The organism is Streptomyces sp. NPDC058464, from assembly GCF_042721035.1.
Classification (GTDB): domain Bacteria; phylum Actinomycetota; class Actinomycetes; order Streptomycetales; family Streptomycetaceae; genus Streptomyces.
The window spans coordinates 186,856-201,480 of the sequence record NZ_JBHXMA010000004.1 but is presented as its reverse complement, the minus strand read 5'-3'; the positions used below and the strand labels follow the sequence as shown (position 1 = coordinate 201,480).

The window sequence follows — 14,625 nt, the reverse complement described above, 5'->3', positions numbered from 1 at the left end:
GGGGTGCTCAGGGTTCGGCAAGGGGGTTCTCAACTCCCCGGCGTCTCATGGGTGGTACGAGGTGACCGAGCGATCCTCGTGGACACCGGAGGACGTCATGGGATTCATCGCGCTGGTGCTGCTGGCGCTGGTCATCGGGTCGGTGGTGGCTGCCGTCGGCCGGAACCGGCAGCGGGCCGCGGCCGGCGCCGGGTCGATGACACAGGAGGACCTCACCGCCGACGCGGGGGCGGAGGCCACCCGCTGGGTGGACCGGCTGGGCGGCGGCATCGCGACCCTGGCCGCGGGCGACGACCGGGCGGCCCGCCAGGCCCTGGCCGACGCGACGGAACGCCACCGCGCGGCCCAGGCGCAGCTGGCGACGGCGTACACCCCGGCGCAGTACGCCCTGGTCACCCAGACCGCCGTCGAGGGCCTGCACTACGTGCGGGCGGCCCGCACCGCCCTGGGTCTCGATCCCGGTCCGGCCCTGCCCACGACGGGCTCGGCCGCGGCGGGCCGGCAGGTGACGGTGGGCGGCCAGACGTACACGTCCTCGGACCGCCCGGGCGCCGGCACTCCCTACTACTACCCGGGCGGAACGGTCGCCGGCCGTACCGTCCCCGGCGGCTGGTACAGCACCCCCTGGTGGAAGACGGCCCTGGTCGCGGGCGCGGCAGGCGTCGGCGGCATGCTCCTGGCGGACGCCCTCCTCGACGGCTTCCACCACCACGGCCCGCCGATGGGCGGGCCGGGCGGGTTCGGGGGGTTCGGCGGCCCCGGCGGGCCCGGCGCCTTCTGAGCCGGGCTCCGGGGCTCCGGGGGGCCGTCAGCCGATCGCCGCGAAGGCCTTCGAGAAGGCGAACTTGTCCTGGGTGATCGAGCTGCAGGTGGCGTCGGCGGTGGACTTGGCGCCGCCGGCGCACTGCTGGTCGCGGGTGGCCGACCACATCGAGAGCCAGCCGATCCCCTTGGACTTGGCGAAGTCGACGAGCTGGGTGGCGTCGTCCACCTTGAAGACCTCGGAGGAGACGTCGTTGACGCCGATCATCGGGGTGACGGCGACCGCCTTCCAGGCGGCGGAGTCGGAGAGGCCGAGGACGCTCTTGATCTGGGCCTGGGTGGCGGTGGCCGCCTGGATGGCATAGGTGCCCATGTCGCCGTTGTACGAGGCCCCGTAGTCCATCGCCATGATGTTGACGGCGCTGATCTTCACGCCGTTGGCCTTGGCGTTGGAGAGGAGGTTCACGCCGTCCTGGGTGAGGCCCTCCGGCATCACCGGGAGGGTGAAGGAGACGTCCAGGTTCGGGTGGCTCGCCTGGAGCTTGGCGATGGCCTTGGCGCGGTTGGTGTTCGCCGTGGTGTTGGGCAGCGCGCCGCCCTCCACGTCGAAGTCGACCTTGGTCAGGCTGTACGCGTCCACGACCTTGCCGTACGCCGTCGCCAGCGCGTCCGCCGAGGAGCAGGTGGTGGCGAGTTCGGAACCCGACGCACCGCCGAAGGAGACCCGGACGTCGCCGCCCTTGGCGCGCAGGGCGCCGATCTGGGACGCCACACCGTCGCTCGCCAGGTCCGTCACCCCGCCCCACTTGGGCGTGCAGCCGCCGCCGTCGGTGACGAAGGCGAGGTTGTAGTTCTTCACGCCGGTCGCGTTCGCCGCCGCGAGGAGGTCGAACGCCGGGTAGAGGGAGGTGTCGACGTAGGGGGCGAAACCGGCTGAGGTGGTGGTGCCGCCTCCGGTGCCGGTGCTCTGGGTCGGGGAGGCGGTGGGGGTGGCCGTCGCGGTGGGGGTGGAGGTGGCCGTGGGCTTGGGGGTCGCCGTGGCCGTCGGGGTCGCGGTCGGGGTGGCGGACTGCGTCGGGCGGCCGCTCGGCTCCGGGGTCGCCGTACCGTCCGCCGAACAGCTCGCGTTGTCGATACGGCAGCCGGTCGGGTCCCCGCTGCCGTTGACCACGAAGCCCACGGTGTCCGACTCGCCGGCCGCGAGGCCGTCCGTGTCCCACTTCGGCGGCTTCACCGTGACGTGCTGCCCGCTCACGGTGTACTCGGCGTTCCACAGCGAGCTGAGCTTCGCACCGGCCGGCAGGTCGAACTCCAGCGTCCAGTCCTGCTCCCTGGCACCGCTGTTGTTCGTGACGACGTACTGGGCGGTGTACCCGGTCGACCAGTCGCTCGTCTTCGTGTACGCGGCGCCGATCCCGGCCGCCTGCGCGATCCCGGTGAACAGGACCGCCCCGCCACCGACCACGGCCGCGGCGACCAGACCGCCTATCACCTTGTTCCTGCCACTGATTCTGCGCCGGTGCGTACTCATGCCGTGCCTGCCTTCGCCTGCCGGAGGGGGTGGGGTGCGGCAGCACGCTAGCGGCCAGGATTCGGACAAACGGCCTGATCGGGACGGCCGTTGCGGATCTTAGGGTGCGCTTAAGGAAGGCATCGGGAGCGATTAAAGGTCGAGACCAATTTTTCCGGTGGTTCCCCCGGTTCCGCCGGTTCCTCTCCGGCCCGGATCCCCCGGCTGCCTGCGCGAACGGCGTCTGCGGACCGCTCCCCGGTGCCCCCTGCGCTCCGGTTTCCGGCCGTCCAGCTGGATCCAGATCCGCACCTCGGTCCCGCCGAGCACCGACGACCCGATGCGCACGTCGCCACCGGTCGACTCGGCGAGCCGGCGCACGATGTCCAGGCCGAGCCCGGTCGACCCGGCCGCCCCGGACCCCCGCCCCCGGGCCATCGCCGCCTCCGGATCCCGGATGCCCTGTCCCGCGTCCGAGACCAGCACGATCACCGCGTCCTCCGCGTTGTGCACGTCGACCGCGAAGGCGGTGCCCTCCGCGGTGTGCCGGAAGACGTTGCCCAGCAGCGCGTCGAGCGCGGCGGCCAGGTCGGCGCGGGCGACGGGTATGCGCACCGGCCGGTCCGCGCCGGCCACCCGCCACTTGCGGCCCTCGTCCTCGGCGAGCGCCGACCAGAACCCCATCCGCTCCCGCACCACCTCGGCCGCGTCGCACCCGGCGCCCGGCCCGGCGGCCGCCGTCTGCGGCTTGGCCTCCCGGGCGGTCCGGATGATGGTGTCGACCTCGCGCTCCAGCTGCGCGACGGCGGCCCGGGTCTGCTCGGCGGCGGTTCCGTCCCCGAGCGAGGCGGCGTTCAGCCGCAGCACGGTGAGCGGGGTACGCAGCCGGTGCGACAGATCCGCCGCCAGCTCCCGCTCGTTCGCCAGCAGTTGGACGACCTGATCGGCCATCGAGTTGAACGCGACCGCCGCCAGCCGCAGTTCGTTCGGGCCGTCCTCGGGCACCCGCGCCCCCAGCTTGCCCTCGCCCAGTTCGTGCGCGCCCTCGACCAGCCGCTGCGCGGGCTGCACCATCCGTACGCCCAGCCGGTCGGCGACCGCGACCGAGCCGACGATCAGCGCCAGGCCGACGGCGGCGAGCACCGCCCAGGCCGTGCCGACGCCGTTGGTCACCTCGGACTCGGGCACGTACACCTCGACGACCGCGATGGCACCGGAGCTCAGCGCGACGGGCTGCAGCAGGGTCGACCCGCCGGCCACCCCGGTCGTGGAGGCCCGCCCCAGCTTCCGTACGGTCGCGATGTCCCGGTCCGCGGCACGCTGCCGGCCGATGTCGACGGCTGGGCCGCCGTCCGTGGCGGGTATGTGCACGGCCATGCCCCGGTCGGCACCGGCCGCGGCGACCACCCGCTCCAGCTTGTCCCGGTCGGTGGTGATGGACAGCGCCGGGGCGACGGCGGCGGCCTCCCGCTCGGCGTTGGAGAACGCCCGGTCGCGGGCCAGCTCCTTGACGACCAGGCCGAGCGGAACGGCGAAGGCGACCACGACCATCGCGGTGACCGCCAGACAGACCTTGACCAGAGCCCATCTCATCCGACCGGCCTCGCTTCCCCGCCCGGCGGCTCCAGCTTCACGCCGACCCCGCGCAGTGTGTGCAGATACCGCGGCCGGGCCGCCGTCTCCCCCAACTTCCGCCGCAGCCAGGACAGATGCACGTCGATGGTCTGGTCGTCCCCGTACGACTGCTGCCACACCTCCGCCAGCAGCTCCTTGCGCGGCACCACGACCCCCGGCCGCCCGGCGAGGAAGGCCAGCAGGTCGAACTCCCGCCGGGTGAGGTCGAGCCGCACCCCGTCCAACTCGGCCTGCCGGCGCAGCGGGTCGACGGCCAGCCCGCCCACCCGCAGCACGCTCGACGGCGCCGCCTCGCCCCCGCCCGACCGCGCCCGGCGCAGCACCGCGGCCATCCGCGCCGACAGGTGCTCGACGGAGAACGGCTTGGTCAGGTAGTCGTCCGCACCGGCGTTGAGCAACCGGACGATCTCCGTCTCGTCGTCCCGGGCGGTGGCGATGATGACGGGCACGTCGGTGATGCCGCGCAGCATCTTCAGCGCCTCGGAGCCGTCCAGGTCCGGCAGTCCGAGATCCAGCACGACCACGTCGAAACGGAAATGGGCGACCTCGCGCAGCGCCTCCAGTGCCGTGCCGACACTGCGCACCGTGTGCGAGGCGTCGGTGAGATGCCGGATGAGCGCCGAGCGGACGAACTGGTCGTCCTCGACGACGAGCACACTTGCCATGCGCCGCACCGTACGCCATGCGGCCGACGCCGGTCGGGGCCTGTGGATAACTCGGGTCGAGTGCGCACGGCGGTACCCCTGAGGCAGTATGGCCCGCGATGCGCAGAGGACTCGTACACGTACTGGCTTGGCTGCTCGCCACGGGCGCGGCGGTCACGCTGTCGTGGTGGGGCGTCCACACGGTGATCGCGGCCACGGCCTACGACCCGCCCCGCGCCCTGCCCGTCACGGCGGCGGACGACGACCCGACGACCCAGGGCTCCAAGTCCCTGGCGTCGGCGGCATCGCGCACACCGAGACCCTCGCGTACGACCGCCCCGCGCCCGTCGGCGACCCCCGCACCGACGCCGTCCCGGACACCGGCCGCCACCCCGAGCCCGACCGCCACGGCCACCGCCTCCGGTTCCGCTTCGGGCCAGGTCAAGGCGTACGACACGGACGGCGGCCGGGCGGTCTTCGACCTGGGCGACACCAGCGCGACGCTGGTGTCGGCGACGCCGGGGACGGGCTGGTCGATGCAGGTCTGGAAGACGGAGACGTGGATCCGCATCGAGTTCAGCAAGAGCACGGACCGCGTGTCGGTGTTCTGCACCTGGCACGACAGCGCACCGCAGGTGCAGGTGGAGACGTACTGAGCCGTCGGCTGGGGCCGGGGGTGGGGACGCTTACCGGCGCTGGCCGGGTGCCTCCCCCAGCCTTCGGCCGGGGGGACCCCCAGCGCCCACCCGTGCCGCCCTGCGGCACGCCTGCCCGCAGCTACGTCTTTAGTCTTTTAGGGGCGCGGGGAACTGCGCGACCAGCCCCCACCGGCCCGCAGACTCACCTGAAAACCGAAGGCGGCGGAGGCGGCGAAGCCACGGCCACTGAATCAGTCACGGCCACTGCCCCGCCCGTGAAGTCCCTCAAAGACCGCCCGTGTTCGACCCGCCCAGGGTGCGGGTCGGATGCGCAACGCCGGGTCAGCTCCCCCACCGGCAGCTGTACGTCGGCCGCCACCAGCACCGCGTTGCCGAACCGCTTCCCCCGCCACACCCCCGCGTCCGCGACCACCGCGACCTCCGCGAACCGCGCCCCCGCCGTCGCGATCTGCCCCCTGAGATGGGCGAGCGGCGGCCCGTCCGCGAGGTTGGCGGCGTACACACCGCCCGGCCGCAGCACCCTCCGCACCTCGTCCAGGAACTCCGTGGACGTCAAATGCGCCGGAGTGCGCGCCCCGCTGAACACATCCGCGATGACCAGGTCCGCCCACGCCTCCGGGACCTTGCCCAGCCCCTCCCGGGCGTCCACGGACCGCACCCGTATCCGGGCACCGGGATCCAACGGCAGCTCCCGCCGCACCAGTTGGACGAGGGCCGCGTCCCGCTCCACCACCTGCTGCGTGGACCGGGGCCGGGTCGCCGCGACGTACCGGGCCAGCGTGAACGCGCCGCCCCCCAGGTGCACGACCTGCACGGGCCTGCCCGGCGGCGCGACGAGGTCGATCACATGGCCGAGCCGACGCTGGTACTCGAAGAAGAGGTACTCCGGGTCGTCGAGGTCGACGTGCGACTGCGGGGCGCCGTCGATGAGCAGCGTCCAGGCCCGGCCCCGGTCGGGGTCGGGGATGAGCTGGGCGAGGCCGCCGTCGACGGCCTCGACCACGGCGTCGGCGGCGGCAGCCGACCGGCGCCGTGAGTTCCTGGACTTGCCCATGCCGCCATTTTCCCAGGCGACGGCCGTCCGGGAAATTCAGCGCCGGGAAATTCAGCGGCAGCTGTCCGCGGCCTCGATCAGCCGGGCCGCCTCCCCGAGCGCCCGGCGCAGCACCGCCGGGTCGGTCGCGAGGTCGGCCTCGCCCGGCGGCAGCAGCCAGTCGGAGCCCTCCACCGGCGGCTCGGGGCTGAGCCGCAGCCCGCGCCCCTCGGTCTCCGTACAGGTGCTGCCCGGAACGTCCCAGCCCGCCGCCGTACCGGCCGGCACCACGAAGCCGAGGGTGTCGCCCCCGTCGTCGTGGAGTACCGGCCCCACCGCGTCCCCGGCCCCCCGGCGCAGGATGTCGACCGCCTCCAGACCCTGCCGGGCCGGCACCGTCACAAGGTCGCATCCCGCATCGCCTGCCGCCGAAGGCATCGACGGCATACAAGGATCGTTGCTCTGGCTGGTCTCCATCCCGGCCTCCACCACGCAGCCCTCTTGCAGTCCATGACGTCCAACGCGCCACCGCGTCAACGGCTACGGCGGAAGTCAGCCGCAAAGGATGGCAGTTCATGGCAGATCGTGGATGAGATATCCGGTTTGTAGCCAAACCCTGCGTCACGGGTCCGACACAGCAGGTACGTTCTTGCCCGCCGGAATCAAGGGTCCACTCGGACAACTCACCACGAGTCCGGCATGGTTCGACGGTTCGCACGAGAGGACCCGGCCATGGCGTCGTCATCCACGAGCTCGCCACAGCCCGATCGGCCGGTACGGCCGAACCTCGCCTTCCGGCAGCTGCGCGGCCGGCACTCGCCGGCCGAGTTCGCCGCGCTGGTACGGCGCGCCGCCCGCGAGATCGGCGAGCGGGTGAGCTGTGACGCGCGCTACATCGGCCGGGTCGAGGCGGGCGAGATCCGCTGCCCGAACTACGCGTACGAACGGGTGTTCCTGCACATGTTCCCCGGTCGCACGCTCGCCGACCTCGGCTTCGCGCCCCGCTCGTCCGTCCGCGGACGCGCGACGCGGCCGCCGGAGGAGGTGCCCCCGGCTCTCGCCGGAGGTGAGACGCAAGGGTCCGTCGAGCCGTATGACCCGCAGGACCCGTACGAGACGCACGACAACTACGAGGAGAGCGACGTGCTGCGTCGCCTATTCATGACCGGCGGGGGCGCCACGGTGGCCGCCGCCACGCTGGGCCCCCTGGGGTTCACCATCGACGCCGTGGCGGCGGACCGGCCGGTGCGCCGTGCCGGGTCCTCGCACGCGGCCGCCCTGGAGGAGGCCGTACGCCGGATCCGGCTGCTGGACGACCGGCACGGCGCGGACGGGCTGTACCGGCGCGCGGCGGCTCCGCTGCGCGCGGCGTACGCGTTGCTCGACGCGGGCGCGACCCGGCAGACGACCGCCGAGCGGTTGCACTCGGGCGCCGGTGAACTGGCCATCTCGGTGGGCTGGCTGGCCCATGACTCCGGCCGCTTCGACGACGCCCGCTCGCACTACGCGGAGGCGCTGGCGACCGCGCGGATGACCGGGGACCCGGGACTGGAGGCGCACGCCTTCTGCAACACGGCGTTCCTGGCGCGGGACGCCGGGCGGCCGCGGGAGGCGGTACGGGCGGCGCAGGCCGCGCAACGCGTCGGCCGGCCCCTGGGCTCGGCCCGCCTGATGTCCCTCCTCGCCCTGCGCGAGGCGGGCGGCTGGGCCGGGCTCGCCGACCGCACCGGCACGGAGCAGGCGCTGGCCCGTGCGCAGGCCCTCTTCGAGCGAGGCCACTCGGACGCCGACCCCGAGTGGATGAGCTTCTACGGAGAGGCCGAGCTGGAGGGCCTGGAGGCGCAGTGCTGGTCCACGCTGGGCGACTGGCCACGGGCCGCGCGGCACGCACGCCGGGCCGCCGACCTGCAGGATCCGCACTTCACCAGGAACATCGCGCTGTACACGGCGGAGCTCGCCGACGACCTCGCGCGCGGGGGGCTGCCGGACGAGGCGGCGACGGCGGGCATGCGGGTCCTGGACCTGCTGGACCAGGTCCAGTCGTCCCGGATCCAGGGGATGCTGGCGGGCACGGCCCGGGTGCTGCTGCCGCACCGCCGGGCGAGCGGGGTCCAGGAGTTCCTGGACCGGCACGCGTCCACGCCGAGGGTTGTGTAGGGCCGAGACCGGGGTCGCGGGGGCCGAGTGTCGGCTGCGGGCCGGTGGGGGCCGATCGCGCAGTTCCCCGCGCCCCTGACGGGGCGCTGCGCAGCCGCCCCTTTCACGGCCACTCAGCTGCGGGCAGGCGTGCCGCAGGGCGGCACGGGTGGGCGCTGGGGGTCCCCCCGGCCGAAGGCTGGGGGAGGCACCCGGCCAGCGCCGGTAAGCGTCCCCCACCCCCCGCCGTCACCCCGCCAAGTGCCCCAAGTCGTTCCAGCTCTCGATGGCCGGCTCCTCGTAAGCCCAGCCAAGGATGGAGAGCGACGTCGGGTTCAGTCTGATCCGTGCCGCGAAGTCCAGCGGCAGGCCCAGCCACCGCGCCCCGATCGACCGCAGGATGTGCCCGTGGGCGAACACCAGGACGTCCCGGTCCGCCGACCGCGCCCAGGACACCACCTCGTCCGCCCGCGCGGTCACCTCCGCCAGGGACTCGCCCCCGGGCACCCCGTCCCGCCAGATCAGCCAGCCGGGGCGGGCGGACTGGATCTCGGCGGGGGTCAGACCCTCGTACGCCCCGTAGTCCCACTCCATCAGCGTGTCCCACCGCTCGGCCCGCTCGCCGAACCCGGCGAGTTCGCACGTCTCACGCGCGCGTGCCAGCGGGCTGGTGCGTACCTCGGCGTCGGCGAGGCCGTCGAACGGCGGCCGGTGCAGGCGCTCGCCGAGCGACTTGGCCCCCCGCCGGCCCTCCTCCAGGAGCGGTACGTCGGTCCTGCCGGTGTGCTTGCCGGACAGGGACCACTCCGTCTGTCCGTGCCGGGCCAGCAGGATGCGCGGTGCCATGGAGGAAGAACCCTTCGGGAGAAATTCGGGAGCGGGACACCTCCATCATCGCCCAGGCTGGGAACGCGCCGGGAACGGGCCGGGGAGCGGGCAACCCGGCGCGCGCTCTCCGCGTCTTTGAGGGCTGAGCGCACCGCATGGGCGGGAAGGCGCGCAACGTAAAGTGTCACGGTCGGCCCGCCGGGCGCCGCGCCGACCGGGACGAGAAGGGGGAGGCAGTCGGATGCCGCAGACCGAGAAACCAGGCACCGAGGTGGCTGCGCGAACCCGGCTGCGCTGGTGGACCGAGCTGCCGCTGATCCTGCTGGTGTACAGCTGCTACACGGCCGGCCGGCTGCTCGCCCGCGGGGACACCGCCACCGCCGTCGACCACGGCCTGGCGGTCCTGCGCATCGAGAAGGCCCTGCACCTCAACGCCGAGCACCCGCTCAACCGCCTCTTCACACGGGAGGCATGGCTCGGCGTACCGGCGGACTTCTGGTACGCCTCGCTGCACTACCTGGTCACCCCGGCGATCCTGGTCTTCCTGTTCCGCAACCGCGCCGAGGTCTACCGGCGGGCCCGCACCTGGCTGATGACGTCCACGTTCATCGGCCTGATCGGCTTCACCCTGCTGCCCACCTGCCCGCCCCGGCTGCTGGACGTGAAGTACGGCTTCGTCGACACCATGGCCCAGTACAGCTCGTACGGCTGGTGGGGCGGCGACGCCAGCGCCCCGCGCGGCCTGGGCGGCATGACCAACCAGTACGCGGCGATGCCGAGCCTGCACTGCGGCTGGGCGCTGTGGTGCGGGGTGATGCTCTGGCGCCACGGCGGCAACCGCCTGACCAAGGTGCTCGGTGTGGCCTACCCGGTGCTGACCGTGCTCGTCGTGATGGGCACCGCCAACCACTACTTCCTGGACGCGGTCGCGGGCGTGTTCGTGATGGGCGTGGGCTACCTGCTGGCGCCGTACGTGATGCGGGTCGCGGATCTCGTCAGGGTGCGGATCACCCCGCGCGCCTCCCTCGTCGCAGCGCGCTCCGGCGGCGCAGGCTCCCCGATTGTCAGTGCCGGATGCCAGACTTCGGCGGGTGAGCGAATTCCATCGCAGCGCGAGTCCCGGCCTGCCACCGCAGCCGAACCGGACGCCGCCCCCACCGACGCGGGGGACGGCGCTCCGGCACCGGCTCGCTGAGCTGCGCGGCCCCGACGTCCCGGCCAAGGCCCTCGACGCGCGTGCCCTCGCGGCGCTCGCCGCGAACCCGGGGTGCAGGCGGCGGGCGATCCTGGACGGCGCCGGGGTGGACAAGACCGCGCTGGCGGGCGCCCTCGGCTCGCCGTCGGGCTTCGGCCAGTCGCAGTTCGCGCTGACCCGGGGCAACGCCTTCGAGGCGAAGGTGAAGGCGGACGGCGGCGCCGAGTTGCTGCGGCTGGTGCGCACCCACCTCGACCCGGGCGCCGAGCCGGCCGAGCGGGCCGCCGTGCCGGATCTCTCCGCGATCGGACCCGAGGGGCGTACGGCCCGTACGGCGCTGGCACTGCGCGAGGCCGTGGAGGCCGGCGGCTGGGCGCTGTTCGACCACCCGATGCTGGCCCTGGAGGTGGCCGGCTCCCCCGCGTTCCTGGAGCCGGACGCGGTGGTCGTGCACCCGGACGGCAGCTGGACGGTCGTGGAGATCAAGTCCTTCCCGATGCTGGACGGTTCCGCCGACCCGGCGAAGGTCGGCGCGGCCGCCCGGCAGGCCGCGGTGTACGTGCTGGCCCTGGAGCAGGTCGCGGCCCGGCTCACCCCGGCCCCGCGGGTCCGCCACGACGTGCTCCTGGTCTGCCCCAAGGACTTCGCCAACCTGCCGACCGCCGCCGCCGTGGACGTCCGCAAGCAGCGCGCGGTCACCGCCCGCCAGCTGGCCCGGCTCACCCGCATCCAGGACATCGCCGACACCCTCCCGGCGGGCACCTGTTTCGCCCCGGACCTGCCGGCGGAGCAGCTCACGGCGGCCGTGGACGCCGTCCCCGCGGCCTACGCGCCCGAGTGCCTGTCCGCCTGCGAACTGGCCTTCCACTGCCGGCAGCGCGCCCGCGCGGCCGACGAGGTGACCGCGCTGGGCCGCGCGGCCCGCGCCGAGCTGGGCGGGCTGTCCACCGTCGAGGACGTGCTGGCGGCGGCGCGCGGCGAGAGCGGCGACCCGGCCGACCCGGCGGTGGCGGCCCTGCGCCGGGCGGCGGCCCTGCGCGCCGAAGCGCTGAGCGCCCACGTGCAGGGGGCCGACGTGCAGGGGGCCGACGTGCAGGGGGCCGACGTGCAGGGGGCCTTGTGTCCCTGATCACCACCCTCGCCCGCCTCGAGGCGGTGAGCACGGGCACCGCGCAGCCCGCCGCGACCGTCCGCCACCGGCACCTCTCCGAGCACCCGCTGGTGTTCGTCCCGCTGACCACCGCCGGTGAGGCCGGTGCCCCGCTCGGCGCCCTGGTCGGCACCGACCGGGACGCGCCGCGCCTGCTGGTCGTACCCCAGCCGCGCGACCGGGACCTGCGGTTCGCGTTCCTCGCCGAGCTCGCCGACGTGGTCCTGCCGTACCTGGACTCCTACGCGGACAGTGTCGAGGCCGCCGAGCGCACCGAGACCGACCCCGAGACCGGCAAGCGGGTCAAGGTCGAGGTCGAACTGTGCGCGGACGCACCCCAGTTGATCGTCCCGGGCCGCGCGGGCGTCGAGTACGTACGGCTGCTGGGGCGGTCGATGCGGTTCCGGCGCACGGCGGAGCAGGACCCGGAGACGCCCTACCCGGCCCCGCCCCGGGTGCCGTTGCTCGGCCGCTGGCTCACCCACTTCGGCGAGCGTGCCCGGGTCCCCGGCTCGTCCCTGCTCCTCGCCATGACGGACCTGCTGTCCCGGCACTGGGCCACCGGCCAGTCCGGCATCGAGGACCAGCACCTGGGCGCGCTGCTCGCCTGGATCGCCCCTCCGGAAGGCAGTACGGGCGCGGCGGCCGCGCGGGTGGCCGAGCTGGCGCGGGACGGCGACGGGCAGTTGCTGTGCCCGCCGGCCGGTCCCGCCACCGACCCGGCCTTCGACAACAAGCTGCTGGCGCCCGCCTTCGAGCGCTACGACCGGGCCCGCACCGCCCTCGCCGCGGCGGAGGACGGCCTCCAGGCCGACGACCGGCTGGCGATCCTCACCGCCGCCGAGCGGGAGATCCGCGCCCTGGTGGAGAGCCGTACCCGGCCCACCTGGGACGCGGTCTGGCAGGGCCTGGACCTGCTGCGCGGGCTGCCGGAGGGGGCCAGGGCCGAGGAGCGGTGGACGCGCGACCGCTGGTCGTTCACCGGTCACCGCGACCGGGTGCTGGCCGGTGAGCCCCCGCAGCCGCGCCGCGACGACGCGGTGACCGCCGCCAACAAGCTGGCCACGCGCGAGCGCGAACAGGCCCGCCTCGACGCCCAGGAGGCGCTCGACGACCCGCTGGTGATGGCGGGGCGGCGGCTGTCCGGGGAGGCGTTCGCGGGCGAGGTCCTCGATGTCGTCATGGCGTACAGCGAGGGCAAGCGGCCCAGCCCGCGCCCGCTGGTGACCGTGCGCACGGAGGACCGGCCGCAGCTGGGCGAGCGCGCCAAGGCGTACCGCTCGCTGGGCGGCAAGCCGCAGTCGGCGGAGTTCGTCGGGTACGAGGCGGAGGGGGTCCTGGTGCTGCGCGTCCTGGACAAGATGGGCCGCGGCAGGGAACCGGAGGAGGGCTCCGTGCCGGAGAAGGGCGACCGGCTCGTCTTCACCCTGTTCGAACACGAGCAGCGCGGCGGCGCCAAGCTGCCCGACCCGGAGGACACCCCGTGGACGCACGGCGGCCCGCCGGGCGAGACGGCACCGGAGGCGGCCGACACCATGACGGCGGAGGACGTCCTGTGACGACCACGGACTTCGATCCCGGCACGGCGGCCGCGCAGGCCACCGCCGCGATCCTGCACGACACCCTGCACGGCACCGACCGGGGCGTGGTCGTGGACTCCCCGCCGGGCGCCGGCAAGTCCACGCTGGTGGTCCGCGCCGCGCTGGAACTCGCGGACGCCGGGCGCCCGCTGATGGTGGTCGCGCAGACGAACGCCCAGGTCGACGACCTGGTCCTGCGGCTCGCCGAGAAGAACCCGGAGCTGCCCGTCGGCCGCCTGCACAGCAGCGACGCCGACCCGTACGACAAGGCGCTGGACGACCTGCCGAACGTCCGCAAGTCCGCGAAGGCGGCCGACCTCGGCCAGACGCAGGTCGTGCTGTCCACCGCCGCGAAGTGGGCGCACGTGAAGGTGGACGAGCCCTGGCGGCACGCGATCGTCGACGAGGCGTACCAGATGCGCTCGGACTCGCTGCTCGCCGTGGCCGGCCTGTTCGAACGGGCGCTGTTCGTGGGCGACCCCGGCCAGCTGGACCCGTTCGCGATCGTCGGCAGCGAGCAGTGGGCGGGCCTGTCGTACGACCCGTCGGCCTCCGCCGTCTCCACCCTCCTCGCCCACAACCCGGGCCTGCCCCAGCACCGCCTCCCGGTCTCCTGGCGCCTCCCGGCCTCCGCGGCCCCTCTCGTCTCCGGCGCGTTCTACCCGTACACCCCCTTCCGCAGCGGCACCGGCCACGACGACCGCCGCCTCACCTTCGCCGTCCCCTCCGACGGCTCAGGGCCCGACCGGGTGATCGACGAGGCGGCGGAGTCCGGCTGGGGCCTGCTGGAACTCCCCGCCCGGCACACCCCGCGCACCGACCCGGAAGCGGTCCGGGCGGTGGCGACGGTGGTACGACGCGTCCTCGACCGCGGCGGCGCGGCCCTCTCGGAGCGCTCCCCCGACCCCGCCCCCCTCACCGCCGACCGGATCGCCGTCGGCACCGCCCACCGCGACCAGGCGGCGGCCGTCCGCGCGGCCCTGGCGGAGCTGGGCGTGCCCGAGGTCACCGTCGACACGGCGAACCGCCTCCAGGGCCGTGAGTACGACGTGACGGTCGTCCTGCACCCGCTCTCCGGCCGCCCCGACGCCACCGCCTTCCACCTGGAGACGGGCCGCCTCTGCGTCCTCGCCTCCCGCCACCGCCACGCCTGCATCATGATCTGCCGCGCCGGCGTGACCGACCTCCTCGACGACTACCCGTCGACAGAACCGGTGCAGCTGGGAACCCTCGTGAAGTTCCCGGACGGCTGGGAAGCCAACCACGCGGTACTGGCACACCTGGCCGAACACCGAGTGACATGGCGCCCCTGACACGCACCGGCACCACCACCGTCCACCCGCCGGAGGCCGCCAACGGATACAGCCCGGACGGCTGGGAGGCGAACCACGCGGTACTGGCACACCTGGCGGAGCACCGGGTGACATGGCGCCCCTGACACGCACCGGGTGACGTGGCGCCCCTGCACACGCACCGGCACCAGCGCCACCCAA

At 74.1% G+C, this 14,625-nt stretch carries 14 protein-coding genes; 8 read left to right on the top strand and 6 right to left on the bottom strand.

The genetic code is table 11. The features are described from left to right. The first annotated feature begins 61 nt into the window (after positions 1–61). A complete protein-coding gene (locus ACFWPQ_RS07950; protein ID WP_384031070.1) occupies positions 62–781 on the top strand; it encodes a hypothetical protein in 720 nt (239 codons plus the stop codon). 27 nt (positions 782–808) lie between these two features. Here the strand turns inward: ACFWPQ_RS07950 and ACFWPQ_RS07945 are convergent, their stop codons facing one another. From ACFWPQ_RS07945 to ACFWPQ_RS07935, 3 genes are all read right to left on the bottom strand, one after another. Continuing rightward, positions 809–2,293: a cellulose binding domain-containing protein gene (locus ACFWPQ_RS07945; RefSeq protein WP_384031068.1), complete on the bottom strand. Its 1,485-nt coding sequence runs from the start codon at positions 2,291–2,293 to the stop codon at positions 809–811. 132 nt (positions 2,294–2,425) lie between these two features. Further along, complete coding sequence (locus tag ACFWPQ_RS07940) at positions 2,426–3,865, bottom strand: sensor histidine kinase (RefSeq protein WP_384031066.1); 1,440 nt, start codon at positions 3,863–3,865, stop codon at positions 2,426–2,428. Next, positions 3,862–4,572, bottom strand: coding sequence for a response regulator transcription factor (locus ACFWPQ_RS07935; RefSeq protein WP_089105154.1), 711 nt, complete (start codon positions 4,570–4,572; stop codon positions 3,862–3,864). The genes ACFWPQ_RS07940 and ACFWPQ_RS07935 overlap by 4 nt, the downstream gene beginning before the upstream one ends. Positions 4,573–4,670: 98 nt before the next feature. On the opposite strand from ACFWPQ_RS07935, the gene ACFWPQ_RS07930 reads away from it, so the two are divergent. Then, entirely contained in the window at positions 4,671–5,207 is a 537-nt protein-coding gene (locus tag ACFWPQ_RS07930; RefSeq protein WP_384031064.1) for a hypothetical protein, read from the top strand. Between the two features lie 184 nt (positions 5,208–5,391). Here the strand turns inward: ACFWPQ_RS07930 and ACFWPQ_RS07925 are convergent, their stop codons facing one another. Together ACFWPQ_RS07925 and ACFWPQ_RS07920 are read right to left on the bottom strand one after the other, a co-directional pair. Further along, complete coding sequence (locus ACFWPQ_RS07925) at positions 5,392–6,264, bottom strand: spermidine synthase (RefSeq protein ID WP_384031062.1); 873 nt, start codon at positions 6,262–6,264, stop codon at positions 5,392–5,394. A gap of 51 nt (positions 6,265–6,315) precedes the next feature. Then, positions 6,316–6,720 carry a hypothetical protein gene (locus ACFWPQ_RS07920; protein WP_384031060.1) on the bottom strand — a complete coding sequence of 135 codons (405 nt, stop codon included), beginning with the start codon at positions 6,718–6,720 and terminating at the stop codon, positions 6,316–6,318. Positions 6,721–6,975: 255 nt separating this feature from the next. Here ACFWPQ_RS07920 and ACFWPQ_RS07915 point away from each other — a divergent pair, with 255 nt between their 5' ends. After that, the gene (locus ACFWPQ_RS07915; protein WP_384031059.1) at positions 6,976–8,400 is read left to right on the top strand and encodes a hypothetical protein; all 1,425 of its coding nucleotides are present in this window, start codon (positions 6,976–6,978) and stop codon (positions 8,398–8,400) included. Between the two features lie 228 nt (positions 8,401–8,628). Here the strand turns inward: ACFWPQ_RS07915 and ACFWPQ_RS07910 are convergent, their stop codons facing one another. Beyond that, complete coding sequence (locus ACFWPQ_RS07910) at positions 8,629–9,225, bottom strand: histidine phosphatase family protein (protein WP_384031057.1); 597 nt, start codon at positions 9,223–9,225, stop codon at positions 8,629–8,631. Positions 9,226–9,448: 223 nt separating this feature from the next. Between ACFWPQ_RS07910 and ACFWPQ_RS07905 the strand changes: the two genes are divergently transcribed. From ACFWPQ_RS07905 to ACFWPQ_RS07885, 5 genes are read left to right on the top strand one after another with little or no spacing between them, the layout of a single operon-like run. Beyond that, a complete protein-coding gene (locus ACFWPQ_RS07905) occupies positions 9,449–10,402 on the top strand; it encodes a phosphatase PAP2 family protein (protein WP_384031055.1) in 954 nt (317 codons plus the stop codon). Next, positions 10,299–11,531 carry a hypothetical protein gene (locus tag ACFWPQ_RS07900; protein ID WP_384031053.1) on the top strand — a complete coding sequence of 411 codons (1,233 nt, stop codon included), beginning with the start codon at positions 10,299–10,301 and terminating at the stop codon, positions 11,529–11,531. The genes ACFWPQ_RS07905 and ACFWPQ_RS07900 overlap by 104 nt, the downstream gene beginning before the upstream one ends. Beyond that, entirely contained in the window at positions 11,522–13,111 is a 1,590-nt protein-coding gene (locus tag ACFWPQ_RS07895; protein WP_384031051.1) for a hypothetical protein, read from the top strand. Before ACFWPQ_RS07900 ends, ACFWPQ_RS07895 begins: the two co-directional genes overlap by 10 nt. Further along, complete coding sequence (locus tag ACFWPQ_RS07890) at positions 13,108–14,445, top strand: AAA family ATPase (protein WP_384031049.1); 1,338 nt, start codon at positions 13,108–13,110, stop codon at positions 14,443–14,445. Before ACFWPQ_RS07895 ends, ACFWPQ_RS07890 begins: the two co-directional genes overlap by 4 nt. Next, positions 14,433–14,570 carry a hypothetical protein gene (locus ACFWPQ_RS07885; RefSeq protein WP_384031047.1) on the top strand — a complete coding sequence of 46 codons (138 nt, stop codon included), beginning with the start codon at positions 14,433–14,435 and terminating at the stop codon, positions 14,568–14,570. Before ACFWPQ_RS07890 ends, ACFWPQ_RS07885 begins: the two co-directional genes overlap by 13 nt. Positions 14,571–14,625 lie beyond the last annotated feature (55 nt).

Coding starts and splice junctions, on each gene's coding strand:
- ACFWPQ_RS07945 (WP_384031068.1), bottom strand. CDS start 2,293: ATGAGTACGCACCGGCGCAGAATCAGTGGCAGGAACAAGGTGATAGGC.
- ACFWPQ_RS07940 (WP_384031066.1), bottom strand. CDS start 3,865: ATGAGATGGGCTCTGGTCAAGGTCTGTCTGGCGGTCACCGCGATGGTC.
- ACFWPQ_RS07935 (WP_089105154.1), bottom strand. CDS start 4,572: ATGGCAAGTGTGCTCGTCGTCGAGGACGACCAGTTCGTCCGCTCGGCG.
- ACFWPQ_RS07930 (WP_384031064.1), top strand. CDS start 4,671: ATGCGCAGAGGACTCGTACACGTACTGGCTTGGCTGCTCGCCACGGGC.
- ACFWPQ_RS07925 (WP_384031062.1), bottom strand. CDS start 6,264: ATGGGCAAGTCCAGGAACTCACGGCGCCGGTCGGCTGCCGCCGCCGAC.
- ACFWPQ_RS07920 (WP_384031060.1), bottom strand. CDS start 6,720: ATGGAGACCAGCCAGAGCAACGATCCTTGTATGCCGTCGATGCCTTCG.
- ACFWPQ_RS07915 (WP_384031059.1), top strand. CDS start 6,976: ATGGCGTCGTCATCCACGAGCTCGCCACAGCCCGATCGGCCGGTACGG.
- ACFWPQ_RS07910 (WP_384031057.1), bottom strand. CDS start 9,225: ATGGCACCGCGCATCCTGCTGGCCCGGCACGGACAGACGGAGTGGTCC.
- ACFWPQ_RS07905 (WP_384031055.1), top strand. CDS start 9,449: ATGCCGCAGACCGAGAAACCAGGCACCGAGGTGGCTGCGCGAACCCGG.
- ACFWPQ_RS07885 (WP_384031047.1), top strand. CDS start 14,433: ATGGCGCCCCTGACACGCACCGGCACCACCACCGTCCACCCGCCGGAG.